The 19,917-nt window shown below is 56.9% G+C and carries 18 protein-coding genes; 5 read left to right on the top strand and 13 right to left on the bottom strand.

Translation table 11 applies throughout. The features are described 5' to 3' along the window. Positions 1 to 301: 301 nt before the first annotated feature. The 3 genes from PLU01S_RS09705 to pobA all read right to left on the bottom strand — a co-directional run bounded on the left by PLU01S_RS09705 (position 302) and on the right by pobA (position 3,298). Complete coding sequence (locus PLU01S_RS09705; RefSeq protein WP_074827706.1) at positions 302 to 1,099, bottom strand: hypothetical protein; 798 nt, start codon at positions 1,097 to 1,099, stop codon at positions 302 to 304. 66 nt (positions 1,100 to 1,165) lie between these two features. Further along, a complete protein-coding gene (gene nadC / locus PLU01S_RS09700; RefSeq protein ID WP_074827704.1) occupies positions 1,166 to 2,014 on the bottom strand; it encodes a carboxylating nicotinate-nucleotide diphosphorylase in 849 nt (282 codons plus the stop codon). 99 nt (positions 2,015 to 2,113) lie between these two features. Further along, entirely contained in the window at positions 2,114 to 3,298 is a 1,185-nt protein-coding gene (pobA, locus tag PLU01S_RS09695) for a 4-hydroxybenzoate 3-monooxygenase (protein WP_074827702.1), read from the bottom strand. Positions 3,299 to 3,467: 169 nt separating this feature from the next. Here pobA and PLU01S_RS09690 point away from each other — a divergent pair, with 169 nt between their 5' ends. Beyond that, positions 3,468 to 4,364: a helix-turn-helix domain-containing protein gene (locus PLU01S_RS09690; protein ID WP_074827700.1), complete on the top strand. Its 897-nt coding sequence runs from the start codon at positions 3,468 to 3,470 to the stop codon at positions 4,362 to 4,364. Between the two features lie 45 nt (positions 4,365 to 4,409). Beyond that, positions 4,410 to 5,267, top strand: a complete 858-nt coding sequence (locus tag PLU01S_RS09685) for a LysR family transcriptional regulator (RefSeq protein ID WP_010797529.1) — start codon at positions 4,410 to 4,412, stop codon at positions 5,265 to 5,267. Positions 5,268 to 5,307: 40 nt separating this feature from the next. Here PLU01S_RS09685 and PLU01S_RS09680 read toward each other — a convergent pair whose 3' ends face one another. Together PLU01S_RS09680 and hmpA are read right to left on the bottom strand one after the other, a co-directional pair. Further along, positions 5,308 to 6,486 (bottom strand): HPP family protein, encoded by a 1,179-nt coding sequence (locus PLU01S_RS09680; protein ID WP_083397947.1) that lies wholly within the window; start codon positions 6,484 to 6,486, stop codon positions 5,308 to 5,310. A 143-nt stretch (positions 6,487 to 6,629) separates the two neighbouring features. Then, entirely contained in the window at positions 6,630 to 7,811 is a 1,182-nt protein-coding gene (hmpA, locus tag PLU01S_RS09675; RefSeq protein ID WP_074827699.1) for an NO-inducible flavohemoprotein, read from the bottom strand. A gap of 142 nt (positions 7,812 to 7,953) precedes the next feature. Here hmpA and norR point away from each other — a divergent pair, with 142 nt between their 5' ends. Both norR and PLU01S_RS09665 read left to right on the top strand, forming a co-directional pair. Beyond that, the gene (gene norR / locus PLU01S_RS09670; RefSeq protein ID WP_074827695.1) at positions 7,954 to 9,504 is read left to right on the top strand and encodes a nitric oxide reductase transcriptional regulator NorR; all 1,551 of its coding nucleotides are present in this window, start codon (positions 7,954 to 7,956) and stop codon (positions 9,502 to 9,504) included. A gap of 97 nt (positions 9,505 to 9,601) precedes the next feature. Continuing rightward, positions 9,602 to 9,997 (top strand): hypothetical protein, encoded by a 396-nt coding sequence (locus tag PLU01S_RS09665; protein WP_074827693.1) that lies wholly within the window; start codon positions 9,602 to 9,604, stop codon positions 9,995 to 9,997. Positions 9,998 to 10,044: 47 nt separating this feature from the next. Here PLU01S_RS09665 and PLU01S_RS09660 read toward each other — a convergent pair whose 3' ends face one another. The 7 genes from PLU01S_RS09660 to tcuC all read right to left on the bottom strand — a co-directional run bounded on the left by PLU01S_RS09660 (position 10,045) and on the right by tcuC (position 17,079). After that, positions 10,045 to 11,160 (bottom strand): hybrid sensor histidine kinase/response regulator, encoded by a 1,116-nt coding sequence (locus tag PLU01S_RS09660; protein WP_074827691.1) that lies wholly within the window; start codon positions 11,158 to 11,160, stop codon positions 10,045 to 10,047. Continuing rightward, positions 11,153 to 12,913 (bottom strand): ATP-binding response regulator, encoded by a 1,761-nt coding sequence (locus PLU01S_RS09655; RefSeq protein WP_074827689.1) that lies wholly within the window; start codon positions 12,911 to 12,913, stop codon positions 11,153 to 11,155. The genes PLU01S_RS09660 and PLU01S_RS09655 overlap by 8 nt, the downstream gene beginning before the upstream one ends. Continuing rightward, positions 12,906 to 13,892, bottom strand: coding sequence for an ATP-binding protein (locus PLU01S_RS09650; protein ID WP_083397946.1), 987 nt, complete (start codon positions 13,890 to 13,892; stop codon positions 12,906 to 12,908). Before PLU01S_RS09650 ends, PLU01S_RS09655 begins: the two co-directional genes overlap by 8 nt. Continuing rightward, entirely contained in the window at positions 13,883 to 14,281 is a 399-nt protein-coding gene (locus PLU01S_RS09645) for an anti-sigma regulatory factor (protein ID WP_010797537.1), read from the bottom strand. The genes PLU01S_RS09650 and PLU01S_RS09645 overlap by 10 nt, the downstream gene beginning before the upstream one ends. Then, positions 14,241 to 14,663: an STAS domain-containing protein gene (locus PLU01S_RS09640; RefSeq protein ID WP_010797538.1), complete on the bottom strand. Its 423-nt coding sequence runs from the start codon at positions 14,661 to 14,663 to the stop codon at positions 14,241 to 14,243. The genes PLU01S_RS09645 and PLU01S_RS09640 overlap by 41 nt, the downstream gene beginning before the upstream one ends. 9 nt (positions 14,664 to 14,672) lie before the next feature. Then, positions 14,673 to 15,512 carry an STAS domain-containing protein gene (locus PLU01S_RS09635; protein ID WP_010797539.1) on the bottom strand — a complete coding sequence of 280 codons (840 nt, stop codon included), beginning with the start codon at positions 15,510 to 15,512 and terminating at the stop codon, positions 14,673 to 14,675. A 277-nt stretch (positions 15,513 to 15,789) separates the two neighbouring features. Further along, positions 15,790 to 17,079 carry an MFS transporter gene (tcuC, locus tag PLU01S_RS09630; protein ID WP_074827687.1) on the bottom strand — a complete coding sequence of 430 codons (1,290 nt, stop codon included), beginning with the start codon at positions 17,077 to 17,079 and terminating at the stop codon, positions 15,790 to 15,792. Between the two features lie 613 nt (positions 17,080 to 17,692). Here tcuC and PLU01S_RS09625 point away from each other — a divergent pair. After that, positions 17,693 to 19,054, top strand: a complete 1,362-nt coding sequence (locus tag PLU01S_RS09625; RefSeq protein WP_074827685.1) for an OprD family porin — start codon at positions 17,693 to 17,695, stop codon at positions 19,052 to 19,054. A 36-nt stretch (positions 19,055 to 19,090) separates the two neighbouring features. Here the strand turns inward: PLU01S_RS09625 and PLU01S_RS09620 are convergent, their stop codons facing one another. Next, on the bottom strand, positions 19,091 to 19,813 hold the full coding sequence (locus PLU01S_RS09620) for an SOS response-associated peptidase family protein (RefSeq protein ID WP_074827832.1): 723 nt from the start codon (positions 19,811 to 19,813) through the stop codon (positions 19,091 to 19,093). Between the last annotated feature and the right edge of the window lie 104 nt (positions 19,814 to 19,917).

The raw sequence follows: 19,917 nt of genomic DNA, 5'->3' as shown, positions 1-19,917 counted from the left end.
CGATTAGTCGCAATAATAGCTATTTAGAATGATTAATTTAGGCCTGTCAAAAATATGGCGAAGGCGCTTATAAAAATAATTGGCGCGGCTAAGTGACGATGAGTCAACGATTAACCGGAGCTATGAATGATGTTCGGGACAGATATTTTCGTGGACGAAAAACGCACAGGAAGCGCGAGGCGGACCAGCGAAGAGGGTTTGAAGCGTTTACGGCTAAAGTTCTAAAGTGTGAGCTTGATCAATATATCGGTGGCCTCTGCCGCTGCTGCAGAAGCCACCGATTCCAAGGGCATTCCAGACGTTAATGCACGGATTGGGCGCCCACCTTGCTGAGCACTGCAAGGGTCTGCTTGAGCGCGGCGAAGGCAGCGTTAGTATTCTCATCCGTACTCAACAGGCCGTCGAACAGGCTGGCAATCAGCACGTTATCCCGCTGCGTAAAGGTTTCGATAATGGCCGTTGCGTTCATCTTGGCAGCCGTACCGGTTGCCTGGATATGCTCAACCAGCAGCGAGGCAAGCAGGGCAACATAGCGGGCTGCCAGAGGGTAGGCCTTGAGAAACACACTGTAGGGCGCGTCAAGCAGGCTTGGAGAGAACCCTTTGGCGAGACCACGTTGAGCCGTAGCGGCTGCCAGGTGAATGGCTGCCTCACGGTCCTGAGTAACGGCAGGATTATCCTGCAGCGCCTTGCTCATATGGGTAATAAGTGTGTTGAGAAATACCTTGCGGTTGGCCAGGTATTCGTCTTCGATATCCAGCAGGTTCTTGTGGATGTATGCCAATTGCCGGGCTTCTTCTTCGCCTTCGGCGGCAATCGTCGCGTTAAAGGCTCGCGTCAACGGCGCGGCGAGGATGCTGGGTTTGCGTCCTTCCAGCTCGGCCTGAAGAATTGGTCCGCTGGAATCTGAAAAGAAGATGCGATCCTTGTACTGCTTGAACAATCCGTTGCGGGCCGTTACCCATTGCTCGGGTTGAAAGAGCTGTACGGCCGTGCTGTCGGAAATGATGACACGGTTCTTGGGACGCGCGGACAGGTAGGCTTCCAGCTGTGGGCTGGTGAAGGCGCTGCTATCGATGACAAGGTAGCGATGGCTCACAAAGGTTCCTTGATAAAGCCTGCGGGCCAGCGAACCGGCCTGCAGTGAACAACAGGAGGCATATGATCAAAGCGCCAGGCGCATGGAAAGATCCAGTGCCTTGACGTCTTTGGTCAGCGTGCCTATTGAAATATAGTCGACACCGGTTTCGGCGATTGGGCGAATGGTCGTGTCGTCGATACCGCCCGACGCCTCCAGCCTGGTGCGGCCCGCATTGATTCTTACGGCCTCGCGCATATCCTCAAGCGAGAAATTGTCGAGCATGACGATTTCAGCGCCTGTGGCCAGGACCTGCTCCAACTCAGCGAGGTTCTCAACCTCTACTTCAACCGGCTTGCCGGGGGCGATACGACGCGCCGTCTCGACCGCCTGGGCAATACCGCCGCAGGCCGCAATATGGTTTTCCTTGATAAGAAAGGCATCGTACAGACCAATGCGGTGATTATGACAGCCGCCACAGGTGACGGCATACTTTTGTGCCAGCCGCAGGCCGGGTAGGGTCTTGCGCGTATCCAGCAGGCGGACCTGAGTACCGCTGACCAAGTCTGCGTAGTAACTGCAGCGAGTCGCTGTGCCTGACAGCAGTTGCAGGAAGTTGAGCGCTGTTCGCTCGCCCGTCAGCAGGGAGCGGGCGGGGCCTGACAGGGTAAAAAGAATCTTGTCGGCCATGACCCGTTCCCCGTCTCGAACCTGCCATTCAACCTTTACGGTGGAATCGATCTGGCGGAACACCTCATCGACCCAGGCGGTGCCGCAGAGGGTGGCGTCTTCACGGGTAATGACAGTAGCCCTGGCGGTGCAGTCGGCAGGGATGAGCTGGGCGGTGATGTCGCCGGTTCCTACATCTTCAGCCAGCGCAGTGCGGACGTTGGCCTGAATTTCCTGAGGTAATTGTTCTAGGTAGGTGCTGGGCATGGACAGTCCTGGCGTGCAGCGTAAAACGCAGCCGAGTGGATGCGCTTTACGGGGCGTGGGTCAAGACGGCCAGATTACCAGAGCTTGGCTGCCGTCGCCTTATTCGATGGGTTCATAAGGCAGACCGACATAGTTTTCGGCAATGGTTTTTCTACCGGCCTCAGAACCCAGGAAATAATCCAGCTCGGTCTGCTGGATGCGGTGGCCAAAGTCATCCGTATCAGGAAAGCGATGGAGCAGGGAAGTCATCCACCAGGAAAAACGCTCGGCTTTCCAGACGCGGCGCAAACAGACCTCCGAATAGCGTTGTAGGAGATCCGTACGGCCTTCGTGATAAACCTTGGTCAAAATCCGGTACAGGGTGCAGACATCGCTGGCCGCCAGATTCAACCCCTTGGCCCCTGTGGGTGGAACGATATGCGCCGCATCGCCGACAAGGAAGAGATGACCATACTGCATGGGCTCGACCACAAAGCTGCGCAGAGGCGCGATGCTTTTCTCGATAGAGGGGCCGGTAACAAGTCTGGCAGCGGTTTCGGCCGGCAGGCGCTGTTTGAGTTCATCCCAAAAGCGTTCGTCGGACCAGTCCTCGACCTTCTCGTCAGCGGAAACCTGCACGTAATAGCGGGTACGCGTCTTGGAGCGCATGCTGCATAGGGCAAAGCCGCGCTCATGGTTGGCATAGATCAGCTCTTCGTTCACCGGTGGGGTGTCGGCCAGGACGCCCAGCCAGCCGAAGGGATACGCCCGTTCGAACGTCTTGAGCGCGTCTGCCGGAATCGACTGGCGCGAGATGCCATGATAGCCATCGCACCCGGCGATATGGTCGCAGTCCAGGCGTACGGTTTCGCCATTCTTTTCAAAGGTCACATAGGGCTTTTCGCCTTTCAGCTCGTGAAGCTGTACGTTGCTGGCTTCGTAGACACTAAGCGCACCACTGGCCTTACGTGCCTCCATCAGATCTCGGGTGACTTCGGTCTGGCCGTAGATCATGACCGTCTTGCCACCGGAAAGCGTCTTGAGGTCGATGCGCTCTTGGCGACCTTCGAACGCCAGCTCGAATCCATCGTGGACCAAGCCTTCCCGATCCATACGCTCGCTGACGCCAGCCTCGCGCAAGAGGTCGACCATGCCTTGTTCGAGGACGCCGGCACGAATGCGGCCCAGCACGTAATCAGGACTCTGACGTTCGAGGATAACGGTGTCGATGCCAGCGTTGTGCAGCAGCTGACCCAGGAGAAGGCCGGATGGACCGGCGCCGATGATGGCGACTTGTGTCTTCATTGTTATGGTCTCTCGCTTATTGTGTCGTCACGTCCGGCGAAGGGGTGGCCAGCGTGCGTTCTTATCTGCGTCGCCTGTATTTTTGGTTGATCATTGCCGGGCGAGAAGGCACTTTACGTAGGAAGTTCTGGACTTTTATAAACACTCTTGCATAAGAATGAGGTCCACCATGAAACCGCCCGTGCCGAATATTCCGGTGTTCATGCTCTATGGCGACCCATTGGAATGGCCTACACCGGACCTGCTGCACTGCGAGTCCATTCCCAAGCGCAGCAGCCTGCACGATTGGGAGATTCAGTTGCACCGGCATGCCGATCTGGTGCAACTGCTCTATGTGCGAAAGGGATGGGCCGAGCTTAATGTGGATGGGCAGCTGACCCGCATTAATGATGCCACCATCCAGGTGGTGCCAGCCTTTTGCATTCACGGATTTCGGTTCTCGGAGGACATCGACGGTTTTATTCTCACCCTGGCAATGCCCTTGGTTTCCCGGCTGCAGGAACATCTGGGCGGGCAGACCCAGACCTTCAGCCAGCCTGCGCTTTATCAGGTCGGACGAGAGCGGCGTTACATCCACACGCTGTTTGCCGCGATCAATAATGAGTACAGCTCCTCGGCACCGGCGCGGGACCTGCTCTTGCAATCGCTGGTTGGGGTGTTGGCGGTATGGTTGGGGCGGCAGGTGATGGTGCGCGACGCCCAGGAGCGGCCCGAGCGGGGTCAGTCCTACCTGACTGCGTTTTCCCAACTGGTAGAGGCGAATTACAGCAATCACTGGCCTATCGAGGCGTATGCCAAGGCTTTGGGTATCACACCGGCCTATCTCAATGGGCTTTGCAGGCGGCTGCGCGGACAGACCTCACTGGGCGTCATCCATCAACGGCTGTTGCTTGAGGCCAAGCGAAACCTGATCTACACGGGCCTTACGGTTAACCAGATTGCGGATCTGCTGGGCTTTTCCGAACCGGCGTATTTCACTCGGTTCTTCAAGCGGCTGGCCGGAGTGTCGCCTTCGGTGTTCCGCCAGGAGTCCTCCTCGCGCGAAGCAGAACTGCATACAGCCTGAGTTCATGGCTACACTGACGGCTCGCTTATCGATAATCGGATACCCATGGATCTTGAACTGGCCCGTACCTTTCTTGAAATTGCCCGGACTGGAAGCTTTCTGGCTGCGGCGGAACGGCTGCATGTGACGCAAACCGCGGTCACGGCGCGGGTACAGAATCTGGAAGCGCAGCTTCAGTGCCGGCTGTTCGTGCGTAACCGGGCGGGTGCCAGGCTGACGGCAGATGGTCAGGTGTTTGCCGGATATGCCAGTCAGCTGGTACAGACGTGGGACGCTGCGCGGCGTGACCTGCCGCTGCCGGAGGGGTTTCGCAATCTGCTCACGGTAGGCGGGGAGGTCAGCCTGAGCAATCCATTGATCCTCAATTGGGTAAAGCGTTTGCGGGAGGCATTGCCCGGCTACGCGGTACGGGCTGAGATTGCCGACAGCAGTCGCCTGCAACAGCAGGTAGAGCAAGGCGTGTTGGATGCGGCACTGGTCTATCAGCCGGAATACTGGCCAGGAATGCAGGTCGAGCAGGTGCTGGAGGAAAAGTTGATTCAGGTCTGCTCGGTAGCTCAACCTGAGCCCTACATCTACATTGATTGGGGCGAGGCCTTTCGCAAGCAGCACGACGCAGCCATGCCCGAAAAGGCGAAAGCGGCGCTTTCTTTCAGTCTGGGGCCTCTGGCCTTGCAGTACCTTGTACAGAATGGAGGTGCAGGATATTTCAGGACGCGCGTTGTTCAGAGTTATCTGGATAACGGCATTTTACAACGGGTGGAGCGAGCGCCGGAATTCACCTATCCCACGTATCTGGTGTACTCACGGGACAAGGAAACGCCCGTGCTTCAGGATGCGATCCAGTTGCTGCGAGACGTGATCGGTGAGGACGCAGACTGGTCCCAGCGTTGGGAGGGATGATCCCAGGAGGGCGCATGGTTAAGGCCATGCGCCCTCTGAATCAGGCGGCGCTTTCCTCGGAGGTGCGCTGATTGGCCGCCTCACGGTGCGTCAGTACGTTCTTCAACCAGCGTTGGTAGAGCGCAGCGATCAGGTCGGTCTGGCTGATGATGCCGACCAGGTTGCCCGGCTCATCCAGGACAGGCAGGTAATGCAGGCCCTTGTCTGAAAGCAGTGACACCAGCTCCACGATATGGGTGGTATCCCGCACACATTGCACATGGCGTGTCATAAAGCGCTCAAGCGGGATATCGCCTGGATTACCCTGCGCGTTCGGCGAGCCCGGCTCGATGGCCTTGAACAGGTCGGCTAGGGTCACGATGCCCACCAGATGCTTTGCCTCATCAAGAATCGGCAGCGCTTTCAAGTGATGAGATTCCAGCAGATTCCAGGCATCCTGTAGCCGCGTGTCAGGATGGGCGATCTGTAGGTCCCGCGACATGATCTGAGCGGCGGTGATGGCGCCCATGCTACGACTCAAGGCGTGGCGCTCGGTCTGACGGACCAGGGACTCAAGGTCGTCTCGAGTGATGTCGACAAAGCCACCAAACTCCTTCATGGCAAGCTCAAGATCTGCCGTCGTAAAGCCCGCACGCTGCGACGGAAGCGGGTCTCGTGTGTTATGCGGATTGACAGCGGGCGCCGGAGCCTTTGGGTAAGGCAGGCGAGTCAGGTTGTTGTAGATCAGGGCGCCTGCCAGAACGATTAGCGAACAGAGCGCCACCGGCAGCATGATGTACAGACCGAGTTGTTGAAAGGCCGGCCCGCCCAAGCTGACTGCCACGACAACTGCGATGCCCGGTGGATGGAGGCAACGCAGGCTGAACATGGTCACGATGGTCAGCGCCATTGCCACCGCGGCGGCCAGCAGGGTATGGTCGATCCACTGGCCAACCAGTGCACCAATTCCAGCAGCCACTACGTTGCCGCCGATAATCGACCAGGGTTGCGCCAGAGGACTGGACGAGACAGCAAACAGCAGCAGGGCTGATGCACCGATAGGGGCTGCAATTCGCAGAGCAATCTCGAGTCCGTAGAAGTGAGTACACGCCAGAACGCTGGCTACCATGCCCAGGCAGGCGCCAAGCGTGGCACGGACCAGTTCACGGGGCGGGGCTTTGACGGCAACGGGTTTAAAACGCTTGAACCAGGGCAGCAAGGAACGCAGTCTTTTTTTCACGATTATTAGAGGCTTTTATAGGCACGCAGGTAATAGCCTCTTTATCCTAGCGAGCCTGTTGGGATCGATCTAATAAATAATAATGAGCCTTTTGCTCAATAAAAGTGAATTAAAAGGCGGGCCGTTGAGACCCGCCTCTTTACTCAGGCTTCCAACGATGCTGCTGGCCCAAAGAATTCATAATGACTTTGCGCTTCAGGTACACCCAGCGCTTTCAGCTCACGCTTGATCAGGGCCATGAAGGGCTTTGGACCCAGGAAGTAGGCATCCAGGTCGCGGTTCTCGGGTAGCCACTGCTCCAGTAGTGCATGTGTTAAAAGTCCGTTTGCATCGCCCCGATCCTCGGGACGCGGATGGCTGTAGCAGAAGTAGCAGCGTAGCTGAGGATGCTTTGCCTTCTGCGCTTCGAGCCACGGGCGGAAGGCTTGGACGCCTGCGTCGCGGGCGCAGTGGATAAAGGTAATGGGACGACGGGTTTCGAGTGCCGCTTCCAACATGGTGAGTGCCGGAGTGATGCCGACACCAGCGGTAATGAAGACCAGAGGCTTGTCAGATGGCCTGAGCGTGAACTCGCCTGCCGGTGGGAAAAGCTCAAGACGATCCCCTTCGTTTACCTGATCGTGCAGGTAATTGGAAACACGGCCATCGGCCTCGCGCTTAACGCTGATGCGGTATTCGCGACCGTTGGCGCGTGCCGATAACGAGTAATTACGGCGTACCTCTTCACCCTCCAGATTCAGGCGCATGCCAATGTATTGGCCCGGTTGAAAGTCCAGCAGGGCTCCGCCGTCCTCGGGTACCAGGTAAAAGGACGTGATCTCGTCACTCTCTACCACCTTGCGGGCAACGCGGAACCAGCGACCGCCACGCCAGCCGCCGGGGGCTGCCTCATGAGTGGCGTACAGATCTTCCTCTGCGCTGATCAGGATATCGGCCAGCTGACCGTAGGCTGCGGCCCAGGCATCGATCACTTCGTCGGTAGCGATTTCCTGGCCCAATACCTCGCGAATAGCCCGCAGCAGGCAGGTCCCTACGATGGGATAATGTTCCGGCAGAATCTGCAAGGCGACATGCTTGTTGACGATCTGAGCCACCAGCGGGCCGAGTGCCTCCAGCTGGTCGATATGACGGGCATACATGAGTACGCCATTGGCCAGGGCACGAGGCTGGGCGCCACTGGCCTGATGCGCCTGGTTGAACAAGGGGCGGACCTGCGGGTACTCGTTGAGCATCATCTTGTAGAAGTGAGTCGTCAACACCTCACCTCCGGTTTCCAGCAGCGGAACGGTGGACTTGATGATTGTGCGTTGTTGAGCGGTTAACATGGTTCAGCTCCTGCGTTGGCTTTACCTAAGTAATACACGAGGCATGCCAATAGCGAGGGCTTTTAAAATCAATAGGTTATATAGATTCGAGTCATTTTGACTGCTTAATGTTTTTGTCAAAATGACTCCATGAGAGGTCATAATGACCACGGCTCCGTTGTTGTCTGCACTGATTCCCCTGGTCGCCGACCTGTCCCGAGAGCTGCCGGAGCAAGAGCGCTATCGCAAATTATTGCTGGCACTTCGGGAGTTGCTGCCCTGCGATGCCGTTGCCTTGCTCAGGCTGGATGGCGATCAACTGATACCACTAGCCGTACAGGGGCTCAGCCCTGATACGTTAGGGCGGCGCTTTCGCATCAGTGAGCACCCGCGGCTCAAGGCGCTGATCGAACATCGAGGGCCGACCCGCTTTGCAGCAGACTGCGACTTGCCCGATCCCTATGACGGTCTGGTTGAGGGCCATGAAGCTCTTGAGGTCCATGACTGCCTGGGCTGCCCGCTGTATGTGCAGGATCAGGTCTGGGGCTTGCTGACACTCGATGCCCTGGACGAAGCGCGTTTCGGCACTGTGGATCTGGACATGCTGCAAGCCTTTGCCAGTCTGGCTTCGGCCACCGTAACAGCAGCCGAGCGGATCAATGCTTTGACGCGACGCGTGGCCGATGAAAGCCAGTTGGCCGAACTCTACAAGCAGGCAGCAGGTCAGGTGCGAACCCGTGAGCTGATCGGGCAGAGTGCTGCACACAAGCAGCTCCTGCAGCAGATCGCTCTTGTAGGGGATAGCGACCTGACCGTATTGGTGACGGGAGAGACCGGTGTTGGCAAGGAGCTGGTGGCCGAAGCCATTCACGCGCAGTCTGCCCGTGCACGCCGGCCCTTGATCAGCATCAATTGTGCGGCGCTGCCGGAAACCCTGGTCGAAAGCGAGTTGTTCGGGCATGTGCGTGGCGCCTTTTCCGGAGCGATCAGCGAGCGCAGCGGCAAGTTCGATCTGGCCAATGGCGGGACGCTGTTTCTGGATGAGGTGGGTGAAATGCCTTTGGCGGCTCAAGCCAAATTGCTCCGGGTTCTACAGAGTGGTCAGCTACAGCGGGTAGGCTCGGATCGTGAGCATCATGTTGATGTTCGGATCATCACTGCCACCAACCGCGATCTGGCTGAAGAGGTAAAAGCCGGCCGCTTCAGGGCAGATCTCTACCATCGTTTGAGTGTGTACCCACTGAAGGTGCCCGCCTTGCGCGAGCGTGGACGTGATGTACTGCTGCTGGCCGGCTACTTTCTTGAGGAGAACAGGGCGCGATTAGGATTGCGTAGCCTGCGCCTGAGTCCTGAGGCTCAGAAGTCATTATTGACCTATGACTGGCCTGGGAATGTGCGCGAGCTGGAGCACCTGATCAGTCGCGCCGCACTCAAGGCGCTGTCGAGCCACGGCGAGCGGCCCCGTATCCTGAGTATCGACAGCCGCTCGCTGGATCTGCCCACTGCAACACCCATTGCAGACATAACGCCTGCTGTTGAAAGGCCCGACCTGCCTGTTAGTCTTCCCTTGCGCGAAGCGGTAGATACCTATCAGAAGCAATTGATTGAAGCATCGCTCGAGCGGCATCACCATCGGTGGGCGGATGTAGCCCGTGAACTGGCCGTTGACCGTGCCAACCTGAGCCGCCTGGCCAAGCGATTGGGGATCAAGTGATGTAGCTAACCTGATCCAGATCAGGTTTTGGGTTCAAGCGCCGCTGCACCATGGGTATCCGGAGCGGTCCAATAGTGCATCGAGCAGGAGAAAGGATATGACGCAGCGACTCGAATATCTCAGCCGCGAGCAGATAAAAGCTATCGCGGCATTGGCAACCTGTACCCAACTTACCCATGACGGGTTTGGTACCGGGCTGGGAGGAGGCTTGGGATTGGGAGGCGAATCCGCCACAGGCTCACTGATCGGTGAAACACTGGCCGAACAGCGCTTGCGGGAGGCGATATCCGGTCTGACCCACGAACAACTGGTTGAACTGCTGGCGCTGGTCTATGCCGGTCAGGACTGGAGTACCGCGCGGGCACTGGAAGAATATGCAGCATCCAAGCAGTCGCTACAGGACCTGTGCTCGGAGTTTCTTATCGACAAATGCATTGAGCACAGTCCCTATCTGCATGAGCATCTTGAGCGAGCTTTGGACGTGATCGCCTGATGCTGCGGAGCCCTCCGGTGGGGCTCCTTGAGTGGGCAGGGCAGCAATCAGGTGGATGGCACCGTAGAGGGCAGGTGGACTTCCACCACGACGTGGTCGTCAATATTCTTGAATTCAGCATGGCCGCCAAAGCTTTCACATAACGCCTTGACGATGGGAAGGCCCAGTCCCCAGCCGCGATCATCGCTGCGGGTGGAAATGAAATAAGGCGTTGCCAGGTTGACCAATACCTCGTCAGGCATCCGGCCCTGGTTGCGAACGCATAGGACAATGCGTTCGGCAGACATTTTCTGACTGACTTCAATTCGAGTGTCTGGAGCGCCATGCTTGGAAGCATTGATGACTAGATTATCGATGATTCGCAGGAAGGCGTGTTTGTCCCAATAGACGATTTGTTCGGGCGAATTGAGGGTTAGCGTAATTTCGTTCGTTATCTGAATACGCAGGTTGCTGACTGCCTCGCCAAGCAATGTACCCAGATTTAGCCTCTCGCCGTGTAGCTTAACGCCGCCACCCAGACTGGTATGGGAAATATCCAGTACGTTCGTGATCATCTGATTCATGCGCTGCAGGTTTTCCTCGAGCAGCTTCAGCATGTCATCGGTGCGTCGGGCAGGCGTGCGACGCATGAGGCTGGCTACCATGGTCGCGGCAGTCAGCGGGGAGCGAAGGTCATGGTTCAGCGAACGCATGAAGCGCTCCAGCATGATCTTTTCGGCCTCCAGGTTTTCACTGCGGGCAATGGCGACGTTGCGCTGGTTTTCGATGCTCGCCAGACGAGTGCTCGATTTGAGCAGGGACGAAATGGTAGCCAGGACTTCGTCCCGGTTGATCGGGTGGGTCAGATAGGCTTGGGCGCCCTGGTTGAGCCCCATAGCCTTGTCCTTGCCGCTGACGAACGTGGCCGAAATATTGATAATGGCCGGCATCTTGTTCTGATCCAGCTTCTTTTCAATGGCCTGAATCAGTTCGAAGCCGCTCATGTCCGGCAGGTTGATATCAATGATCACCAGGCTGGTCTGATCGTTGATCAGCTCGAGGCCAGCACTGCCGCTTCCGGCCTCGAGAATATCGAAGTCAGGCTGGGACAGCAGAATCTTCCGCAGCACATAACGGTTCGCATCCGTATCATCAATGATGACGATGCGCTTACGGTCACTCATTTCTCAAGCTCCTGGACAAACTCTGTACCTGACAGAGCAACTGCTCAAGATACCCAGGTTGGGATTTTTGCAGAATGGCATGGCAATAGGGTCTGAGACGGGCCAGCTCTTCATCATTAAGAGCCTTGGCCGTGTTGACCAAGACGCGACGGTGCATGGACCAGTCCATGCTCTCCAGCAGCTCTTCACCGCTGATATCCGGCAGATCGAGGTCACGGAAGATGATATCTGGTCGCACGGCATTGAGCTTGTCCATGCTGGCCTTGGCGCTATCAGCCTCGATCATGATCGGGGCGTAGCTTTCCAGGGCGCGGGTAACGATATAGCGATCGGCTTCGCTGTCGTCAATCAGCAGAATCGTCATGCCGGCGAGGGCGTTCTGCTCGAGCGTGGAGGCGTTTTCCTCCAGCGCTATCGGGATGCGCAGGTAAAACTTGCTGCCCACGCCTTCCTGGCTGGTCAGATCAATTTCGCCTTTGAGCAGGGTGGCCACCTTCTGCGCCAGGGACAAGCCCAGCCCCGTCCCTTCAATGTTCTTCCTGCCCGGTGATTTGATGCGGTAGAACTCGTCGAATACCTTTTTCTGGTTTTCTTCGGAAATGCCGATTCCGGTGTCGGCCACCATGAATTCGATCTGCTGGTCGTCCGGGCGAAAACAGCGAATCGTCACGCTACCCTTGGGCGTGTACTTGAAAGCATTGGAAATCAGGTTGCGCAGGATCTGGAACAGACGCTCCCGGTCCGTATTCAGAATGACGTCTTCCGGCAGGCGGTCGAGCCGGTAGCTGATATTCTCGTAGCGGAACGAAAGCGCGGCGGCAAAGGCTTCGATTCGCTCCAGAAGTTCATTCAGGCTGAACGGTTCAGCCATGACTTTCATTCGACCGGACTGCACTTCAGCCAGATCCAGTAGCTCATTGACCAAGGTTGAGAGTTCGGCAGCAGCATCACTGATGAATTTGACCTGACGGTACTGTTCTCCATTCAGTGGTCCGTCCTGACCGGAGATCAGGAGCTTCGAGATGTTCTCGATAATGTTGATCGGCGTCCGGAACTCATGGGTCATGTTGGAGAAGAAGCGACTCTTGGCTTCGCTGGCATCCTGCAGCTCCTGAGCGGTCTTTTCCAGCTCGGAGTACAGGGCCACAACCCCCTTGTTGGTTTCCTCCAGCTCCTTGTTGGTGTCCTCCAGTTCCTGCTGCTTGGCGCGCAGTTCCGAGGTGGTCACCAGCAGGTCTTCGCTCTGGAGCTGCATTTCCTTGTAAGGGTCCAGCGCACTCTTGTCGGTGAGCTGATGCAGCAACCGGCTCAGCTCCGCCTCGCTGGGAAAGGGCTTAGGTACGGACAGGTATTTGGCGGCGCGGATGCGGGTACCGCTCGAAGAGGTGTCAATCTGGAAATCATCCATCAGGCGCTGGGCGCCCCGCAGACCTACACCCATACCGGTCTGAGAGACGTAGCTGCCATTAAGGATATCGTCCAGATTCTGGATGCCTGCACCGTTGTCCTGCGCTTCAAATCGCAGGCCGTTCAGGCGCCCTTCGGCAGTGGTCATCATGTAAAAGCTGAATCGACCCTGTTTGGCGTACTGGTAGATATTGCGTGCCAACTCAGAAACCGTGGTGGCAACGCGAATCTGGTCGAGCCTGGGTAGCCCAATCCAATCGGCAAGCTGCTTGGCACGTTGGCGACACCAGACGATGTCCTGTTCGCTTTCGATGCGCAGGCTAGAAATCAGGCGGTCATTAGGCATGACGTACTACCAGCGCCGTGGCGTCATCCGTTGAACGCTTGAAATCACGATGAATCAGGGCGGCGATGATGGCGGGATGCTTGCCTAGCAGGCCGGTATACCCTGCAAGGTTGACCCGGGAATTGATACCATCCGAATTCATGACCAGCACGGTAGATTCATCCCAGGGATAGGAAAAGGATTGTACGCGGCCTATCTTGTAGCCAACAGTACCGTTGGCCGAGACCATGCTTCGCGGCCGATCTGCCATCAGGGTGCCGGCAATGTTGCCAACACCACAGAAATTGACAGTGCCTTGTTCCGGTAGAATTTCAGCAAAGGCCAGGGCTGCACCACGTGTACTTGTCAGGGCACGGTGCATGCGCTCCATCAGCTCGGTCAGGGGAAGGCCGGTGGGGTGGTTGAGAAATATATCCCGAGCCTTAGCACTGGCTTCTCTAGCCTGTGTGCCATGCCCAAGCCCGTCACACACCATAATCCGGTTGTTCAGCACAGCCCAGCTGTCGCCACAAACTTCCTCCCGCGGATGCGGGGTGCACAACACACCGTCTTCAAACCGCTTGCCTGGGGGCGAGGGCACCAGTTGCGTTCGGGAAAACACAATAGTGCCCTTGCCCGGCTGCGAGTAGATATCGAAGCGATCAGACATACGCCGGATCGCCCCCAGTCCGGCCCCCATCGTACCCTTGGTGGAATAGTTGTCGCTCAGGCACTGCGCCACGTTGACCATGCCTGGACCGCTATCGACCGCGATCAGGTCCAGCTCATGGTTATTATGGCTCAGGTACAACTCGCCTTCGCCGGCATGGTTGACCAGATTGCGTGCCAGCTCCTGGACAACAAGGGTCAGCTTGCCCAGCACTTCTTCGTCATCGGTCAGTTCGCGGGCATGGCGGATGACTGCCCGGCGCGCAGCATCCACGTGGGCGACATCGGAAACCGAGAATGTCTGGCTGCAATACAATGGGGTCAACGCCACTTCCACAACTCCACACGTGTACCCTGGCCGGGTGCACTTTCGATTGCGAATTCATCCACCAGCCGCTTGGCTCCACTCAGGCCCAGGCCCAGACCATTGCCTGAGGTATAGCCGTCCACCATGGCTTTGCTGATGTCATCGATTCCCTTACCCTGGTCGGTGATGACCAGATGAACGGCACTGCGGCCGTTACGCATCGTATCCTCGATCACGCATTCGCCACCGCCGCCGTAAATCAGAGCATTACGGGCAATCTCGCTTGCGGCCGTAACGATCTTGGTCTGTGAGACAAGCCCCAGCTTGGCTGTCTCGGCAGATTGGCGTACACGCTGCCGGATGAGGACGATATCAGTCTCCTGCTTCAGCGGAAGTATGTCTTTCTTCGCCACGCTCTAGCTCCAGGAGTTCATCATCCGCGACCATCTGTTCCAGACGGGCCATCCCTTTTTCTACATTCAGTGCCGTGGCAATGCCGTCGAGTGATAGGCCTAATTCGACGAGCGTGATTGCGACGGCAGGTTGCATGCCCACGACGATGACCTTGGCGTCAAGGATGCGAGAGACATTGGCAATGTGGGACAGCATGCGGCCAATGAACGAATCGACGATCTCCAGGGAAGAGATATCGATCAGCACGCCCTTGGCTCGGTGCTTGACGATTTGATTGGTCAAATCCTCCTGCAGGTCCAGGGCCAGTTGGTCGTGCATGTCGACCTGGATGGACAAGAGCAGGTATTTGCCCATTTTGAGAATAGGGATCTTGTCTACCATGGCGGCTCCTTAGCGTGCCGTAGCAGAAACGAGACGAACGTTGAGCTCTTTCAGAGCCATCTGGAATGCATCGGCCAGCGAGGCTTTGGTCACGACGTCACCGAGCTCTACGCCCAGATGGACGATGGTGGCGGCGATTTGCGGACGAATACCGCTGATGATGCACTTGGCGCCCATCAGCTTGGCGGCAGTCACTGTCTTGAGCAGATGCTGGGCGACCATGGTGTCCACAGTAGGCACGCCGGTAATATCGATAATGGCAAGGTCGGACTCGGTCTGGACGATCTTTTCCAGCAGGGCCTCCATCACGATCTGGGTACGGTTGCTGTCGAGCGAGCCGATCAGGGGGATGGCCAGGATGCCTTTCCAGAGTTCAACGACAGGGGTCGACAGCTCCAGCATGCTTTCCTGCTGCTCGCGAATAATCGCCTCCCGGCTTTCCATGTGGCTTTCAACACAGTACAGGCCGAGCTTGTCCAGTAATTTGCTGGCAATCCATACCACTTCTACGGGATTGGCGCACTGCGCTTGAATCCGTGCAAAAAGAGGCTCTTTCAGCGAGAAGACAAAAGTTGCCGTTTCAGACGGTGAGAATCCCTGCCGGCTCTGGCTGCGAGACAGACGATCCAGCATGGCTTTGACCGGGGTCCATTGGTCATGATGAAGATCATCCAGGCCTTCGGCAGCCGCAACGGTCAATAGCTTGAGCATTTCTCTGGAGTTGCTCTTGACCGTTTCTTCATCAATCAGATCGGTACGAATACCTGCTGAGCGTTGCGCAGTGATCCATTCCTCTAACAACTCGCGTTCATGCTGTTGTAAAAGCTCGGCAATAACAGATGCAGGCATTGCTTATCCTCGTAAGAAGAGCGAGGTCGCCAGACGCGTACCTCATGGACATCAGATTCAACCTGAGTGTCCATCATGCAGTATTTTGCGGGCTGGCATGATGGAATCGTGGCGTCGGGTCATTGATGCTGAATAATCAGCCTTTTAATGTGGCCTTCGACCCGCGATTCAAGGGATGGTGCACACACTGAATCAAAGAATTTCAGCGGCAGACAAGCGGAGGGTAGCGCGTGCAGGGCATGAAGCGGTATAGCGTTTCATGCCCTGCCAGGGAGAGTTACTGCGAGCTCAGTGCCTGCTGACCCGCGCCCTGCAGATCCTTGCGGCGGAACAGAACCAGCGTAGCCGTCAGGCCAAGTACGGCCGCCAACGTCAGCCAGATGCCCGGTGCGGCACGGTTATCCAGGGTATGGATCAGCCAGGTACAGATGACCGGGGTGAAGCCGCCAAAGGTCGCCGTGGCCAGACTGTAGGCCAACGAAAAGCCTGTAGTCCGTACGTCAGCCGGCATGACCTCAGCCAGGGCCACGACCATCGCGCCGTTATAGCTGCCATACAGGAAGGACAGCCACAGTTCGACTAGCAGCAGACGGGTGAACGAGGGTTCGTTCGTTAACCAGATCAGCGCAGGGTAGGCGGTAAAGATAGCCAGAACCGTTGCTACGATCAGCAAGGGGCGACGCCCGATCCGGTCCGATAGCGAACCCATCACAGGCAACCAGATGAAGTTCGAAACTCCTACGCACATGGTGACCAACAAACTGTCAATGTCGCTCAGGTGCAGTTCGGTCTTGCCAAAGGTCGGGGTATAGGCGGTGATCAGGTAGAAGGATGCTGTGGTCATCGAGACCATGGCCATCCCGGCGATGATCAGACCGAAGTTGCTGCCAATGGAGCGGATTACCTCGCCCAGAGTAGGACGGTGGTGACGCGCCTGGAACTCGGGCGACTCCTCCAGCGAACGGCGAATGATGAACAGCACGGGTACGATCAGGCAGCCAATCAGGAAGGGAATACGCCAGCCCCAGTCACCCATGTCTTCTGGAGACAGGAGACGATTGAGCATGACGCCCAGCAGGCCGGCAAAGACCACCGCTACCTGCTGGCTGGCTGACTGCCAGCTGACAAAGAAGCCGCGGCGGCCGGGCGTTGCGATCTCGGCTAGATAAACGGATACACCACCCAGTTCGACACCCGCCGAGAAACCCTGCAAAAGACGACCCAGCAATACCAGGATGGGCGCAAGCACGCCCAGCGTGGCATAGCCGGGCACCAGTCCAATCAGCAAGGTTCCGGTGGCCATCAGGGCCAATGTGATGACCAATCCCTTGCGACGGCCATGACGGTCGATATATGCCCCTAGAAAGATGGCGCCTAGAGGACGCATCAGAAAGCCCGCTCCGAAGGTTGCCAGGGACAGCATGAGCGAGGCGAGGGGGTTGTCGCCGGGGAAGAAGGTTTTGGCAATGGCGGTGGCATAGAAGCCATACACCATGAAATCGTACATTTCCAGGAAGTTGCCGCTGACAACCCGGAAGATGGCTTTGCCTTTGGAGTTGTTCGCCATGGGTACACACTCGATGTTGGAATAATCGGCCCTGACGTATCTGGTTACAAATATCAGGCTCTTTTGAGTCACACACTTGTAACCATATGTGTAATTGCTACCTTACGGCAAGGCTTGTCAGCATGCGCATTTCCAGTTATGGGTGTCTGGCATCACTATTTTGGAAAAGCAAGAGGGGCAGGCTCTGGCTTGAGACGCCAGACGGACGTGGGTCCGCCTTTCGGCAAGCCTTGGCGCTTACAAAATCGCTTGGCCGACAGCGGGTTTGTGCCCCATCAGTTTCGCTTTTGCAAAATGTGACCGTTTGGGCGTAGTGAGGAGGATTCAACCCGTTCATTCAGCGGGTTCGGCTTTAACTGTCCCGTTTAGCTCTGCTAAGACAGCACATCTCGGCCGGCACCGGTGTGCCTATAAGGTTAGTTTGCTAAGCAATTTAATGGCACACTGAGCGGGCAGCGCGTCGTCTGCACCGGGCTTTTGGCTGAATTGCCGAGCCGTGGAAAGCGATGCGTACCATAAAGACAAACGACAAATGAATTGAGTCTCGACTGCCAATGAGATCTTGCACCTCTCGATTTTTACGGTGCACCATTTTTAAGGAGAGCCACCCCTGATGAAGACCTTCAGACTGAGCACGCTAACCCTCTCGTTAATGGCTTGCAGCAGTACAATGGCCTTCGCCGGTCAAGCGGATTCCAATGGATTTATCAAAGACAGCCATCTTCAGCTCCTGAATCGCAGCATGTACTTCAATCGCCAGGTCAAAGGCGATGGCCACCACGAAAACGCGCATAACCAGCGTGATCCTCGCGATTGGTCCTATGGTCTTCTCGCCAATTATGAATCGGGGTTCACCCAAGGAACGGTAGGTTTCGGGGTAGATGCCTTCGGGTATCTTGCGCTTAAACTCGACGGCGGTAATGGCCATGCTGGCAGCGGCAATGTCCAGGTCAACTCGAGCGGCGAAACGCAGGATGAATATTCAAAGGCTGGCGGCGCGGTAAAGCTACGAATCTCCAACACTATTCTGAAGTATGGCGAAATGCAGCCGACGGCCCCGGTCTTCGCGGCAGGTGGTAGTCGGCTGTTGCCGCAGACTGCACGTGGTCTGAACATCATTAGCAAGGAAATCGATGGTCTGACTCTGGACCTGGGGCATTTCACGGCGGGTACCGAACCAACCTCTACCAGCACTGATGGCGGATTGTGGGCGACCTATGCTGGCGTCGAGACCCGCAAGGTCGACTACCTGGGTGGCGCCTATCAGGTTAATGACAACCTCAGTGTCTCGCTGTATGGCTCGGAATTCCAGGACCTCTGGCGTCAATACTACGGTAACGTTAACTATGCGCTGCCCTTGCAGGATGATCAGTCGCTAACCTTCGACTTCAACATTTACCGTACCAATGATGAAGGGCGTGCCGAGGCGGGCTCCATCAGTAACACGGCCTGGTCTCTGGCAGCGGCCTATAACCTAGGCGCGCATACCTTTACGCTGGCGCACCAGCGCATTCACGGCGATACGCCCTTTGATTACGTAGGCTTCGGTAACAATGGCGCAGGCGGCGGCGGTGATTCGATCTTCCTGGCCAACTCGATCCAGTGGTCTGACTTCAACGCACCGAATGAAAAGTCCTGGCAGGCGCGTTACGATCTGGACATGACGTCCTATGGCGTGCCAGGTCTGAGCTTCATGGCCCGCTACATCTATGGCTATGACATCGACGGTACTCATGCGGACGCTGGCGGTGCCTACGTATCCCGAGACGAGGCGGGTGCGGTAACAGGTTATGCCTATGATCATAATGACAAGGAGCGTGAAACCAACCTGGAGGCCAAGTATGTCGTTCAGGAGGGGCCGGCAAAGGATCTATCCCTGCGCGTTCGTCAGGCGTGGCACCGTGGCGCTGCCTCGACGGGCGGGTCGGTCAACGAGTTCCGCTTGATCGCGGATTACCCACTCGACATCTTCTGAATACGAAAGCCCGGCGCTGTCGGGCTTCTGATTGGCTTACACCAACGGTTTGGGTTCTCGCTCAAGCAGGGCAGGGCTGTCGTTACGAACACTGCCGACAGCCTTGTTCACCGGATACCACTCGAACTGATCGACAGAAATCGCGCCGTCCTGGGCGATTTCCTCGGCGCGCTCGGGTGAGAGGTCTGGCTCTATCCATTCCCGGGCCGCTTCAGGCGTCAATACCAGCGGCCGTCGGTCATGAATGTCGATCATGCCTTCATCGGCAGCCGCCGTGATGATGACGAAGCCATCATCTTCATGTTCGTGTTGGTCGGTCCGATGAAACTGTCCAATGGCGGCAAAGAACATCGGCTCGTCTGACTTCAGCTTGATGAAGTAAGGCTGCTTGCGCTTGGGGTCATCGGCATCCTTTTTCCATTCATACCAGCCATCAGCTGCTACCAGTGATTTTCCATGCTTCCACAGGCTGCGAAACATTTTACTGGTGGCCGCTGTTTCTACACGGGCATTGATGACAGGAGGCCGCTTTGGCTTGTGTGACTCGGGATCACGCGCCCAAAAGGGTGCATATCCCCACGGCACTGGATCGAAGCGGATGCCTTCGGCCTCTTCATGCAGCAATTGCACCCGGGTGCCAGGTGCCACGTTGTAACGGCCAATGGGCATGGGGTCGAGTCCGCCTGCAAATTCGACCGATGTCTTGAGCGCCTCGATATAGTCTATGGCGGTCCGGTATTGCGCAAATCGTCCACACATGAAGAAATGCCTGGCTGCTAGTACTGTCCAGTCGACAACACCGCCTGGCATAAGAGTTCATTTTTAGAAAAGGCGCAGCAGGGCAGCGGGCGGTGCATCCTGAT

The sequence above is a fragment of the Pseudomonas luteola NBRC 103146 genome (genome assembly GCF_002091675.1).
GTDB classification, from domain to species: Bacteria; Pseudomonadota; Gammaproteobacteria; order Pseudomonadales; family Pseudomonadaceae; genus Chryseomonas; species Chryseomonas luteola.
This window is presented reverse-complemented; position numbering and strand designations above follow the sequence as displayed.

Bases quoted from the DNA above. Each gene is read 5' to 3' on its own strand.
- nadC (WP_074827704.1), bottom strand. From the start codon at position 2,014: ATGCCCAGCACCTACCTAGAACAATTACCTCAGGAAATTCAGGCCAAC.
- pobA (WP_074827702.1), bottom strand. From the start codon at position 3,298: ATGAAGACACAAGTCGCCATCATCGGCGCCGGTCCATCCGGCCTTCTC.
- PLU01S_RS09690 (WP_074827700.1), top strand. From the start codon at position 3,468: ATGAAACCGCCCGTGCCGAATATTCCGGTGTTCATGCTCTATGGCGAC.
- PLU01S_RS09685 (WP_010797529.1), top strand. From the start codon at position 4,410: ATGGATCTTGAACTGGCCCGTACCTTTCTTGAAATTGCCCGGACTGGA.
- hmpA (WP_074827699.1), bottom strand. From the start codon at position 7,811: ATGTTAACCGCTCAACAACGCACAATCATCAAGTCCACCGTTCCGCTG.
- norR (WP_074827695.1), top strand. From the start codon at position 7,954: ATGACCACGGCTCCGTTGTTGTCTGCACTGATTCCCCTGGTCGCCGAC.
- PLU01S_RS09665 (WP_074827693.1), top strand. From the start codon at position 9,602: ATGACGCAGCGACTCGAATATCTCAGCCGCGAGCAGATAAAAGCTATC.
- PLU01S_RS09660 (WP_074827691.1), bottom strand. From the start codon at position 11,160: ATGAGTGACCGTAAGCGCATCGTCATCATTGATGATACGGATGCGAAC.
- PLU01S_RS09655 (WP_074827689.1), bottom strand. From the start codon at position 12,913: ATGCCTAATGACCGCCTGATTTCTAGCCTGCGCATCGAAAGCGAACAG.
- PLU01S_RS09640 (WP_010797538.1), bottom strand. From the start codon at position 14,663: ATGGTAGACAAGATCCCTATTCTCAAAATGGGCAAATACCTGCTCTTG.
- PLU01S_RS09635 (WP_010797539.1), bottom strand. From the start codon at position 15,512: ATGCCTGCATCTGTTATTGCCGAGCTTTTACAACAGCATGAACGCGAG.
- tcuC (WP_074827687.1), bottom strand. From the start codon at position 17,079: ATGGCGAACAACTCCAAAGGCAAAGCCATCTTCCGGGTTGTCAGCGGC.
- PLU01S_RS09625 (WP_074827685.1), top strand. From the start codon at position 17,693: ATGAAGACCTTCAGACTGAGCACGCTAACCCTCTCGTTAATGGCTTGC.
- PLU01S_RS09620 (WP_074827832.1), bottom strand. From the start codon at position 19,813: ATGTGTGGACGATTTGCGCAATACCGGACCGCCATAGACTATATCGAG.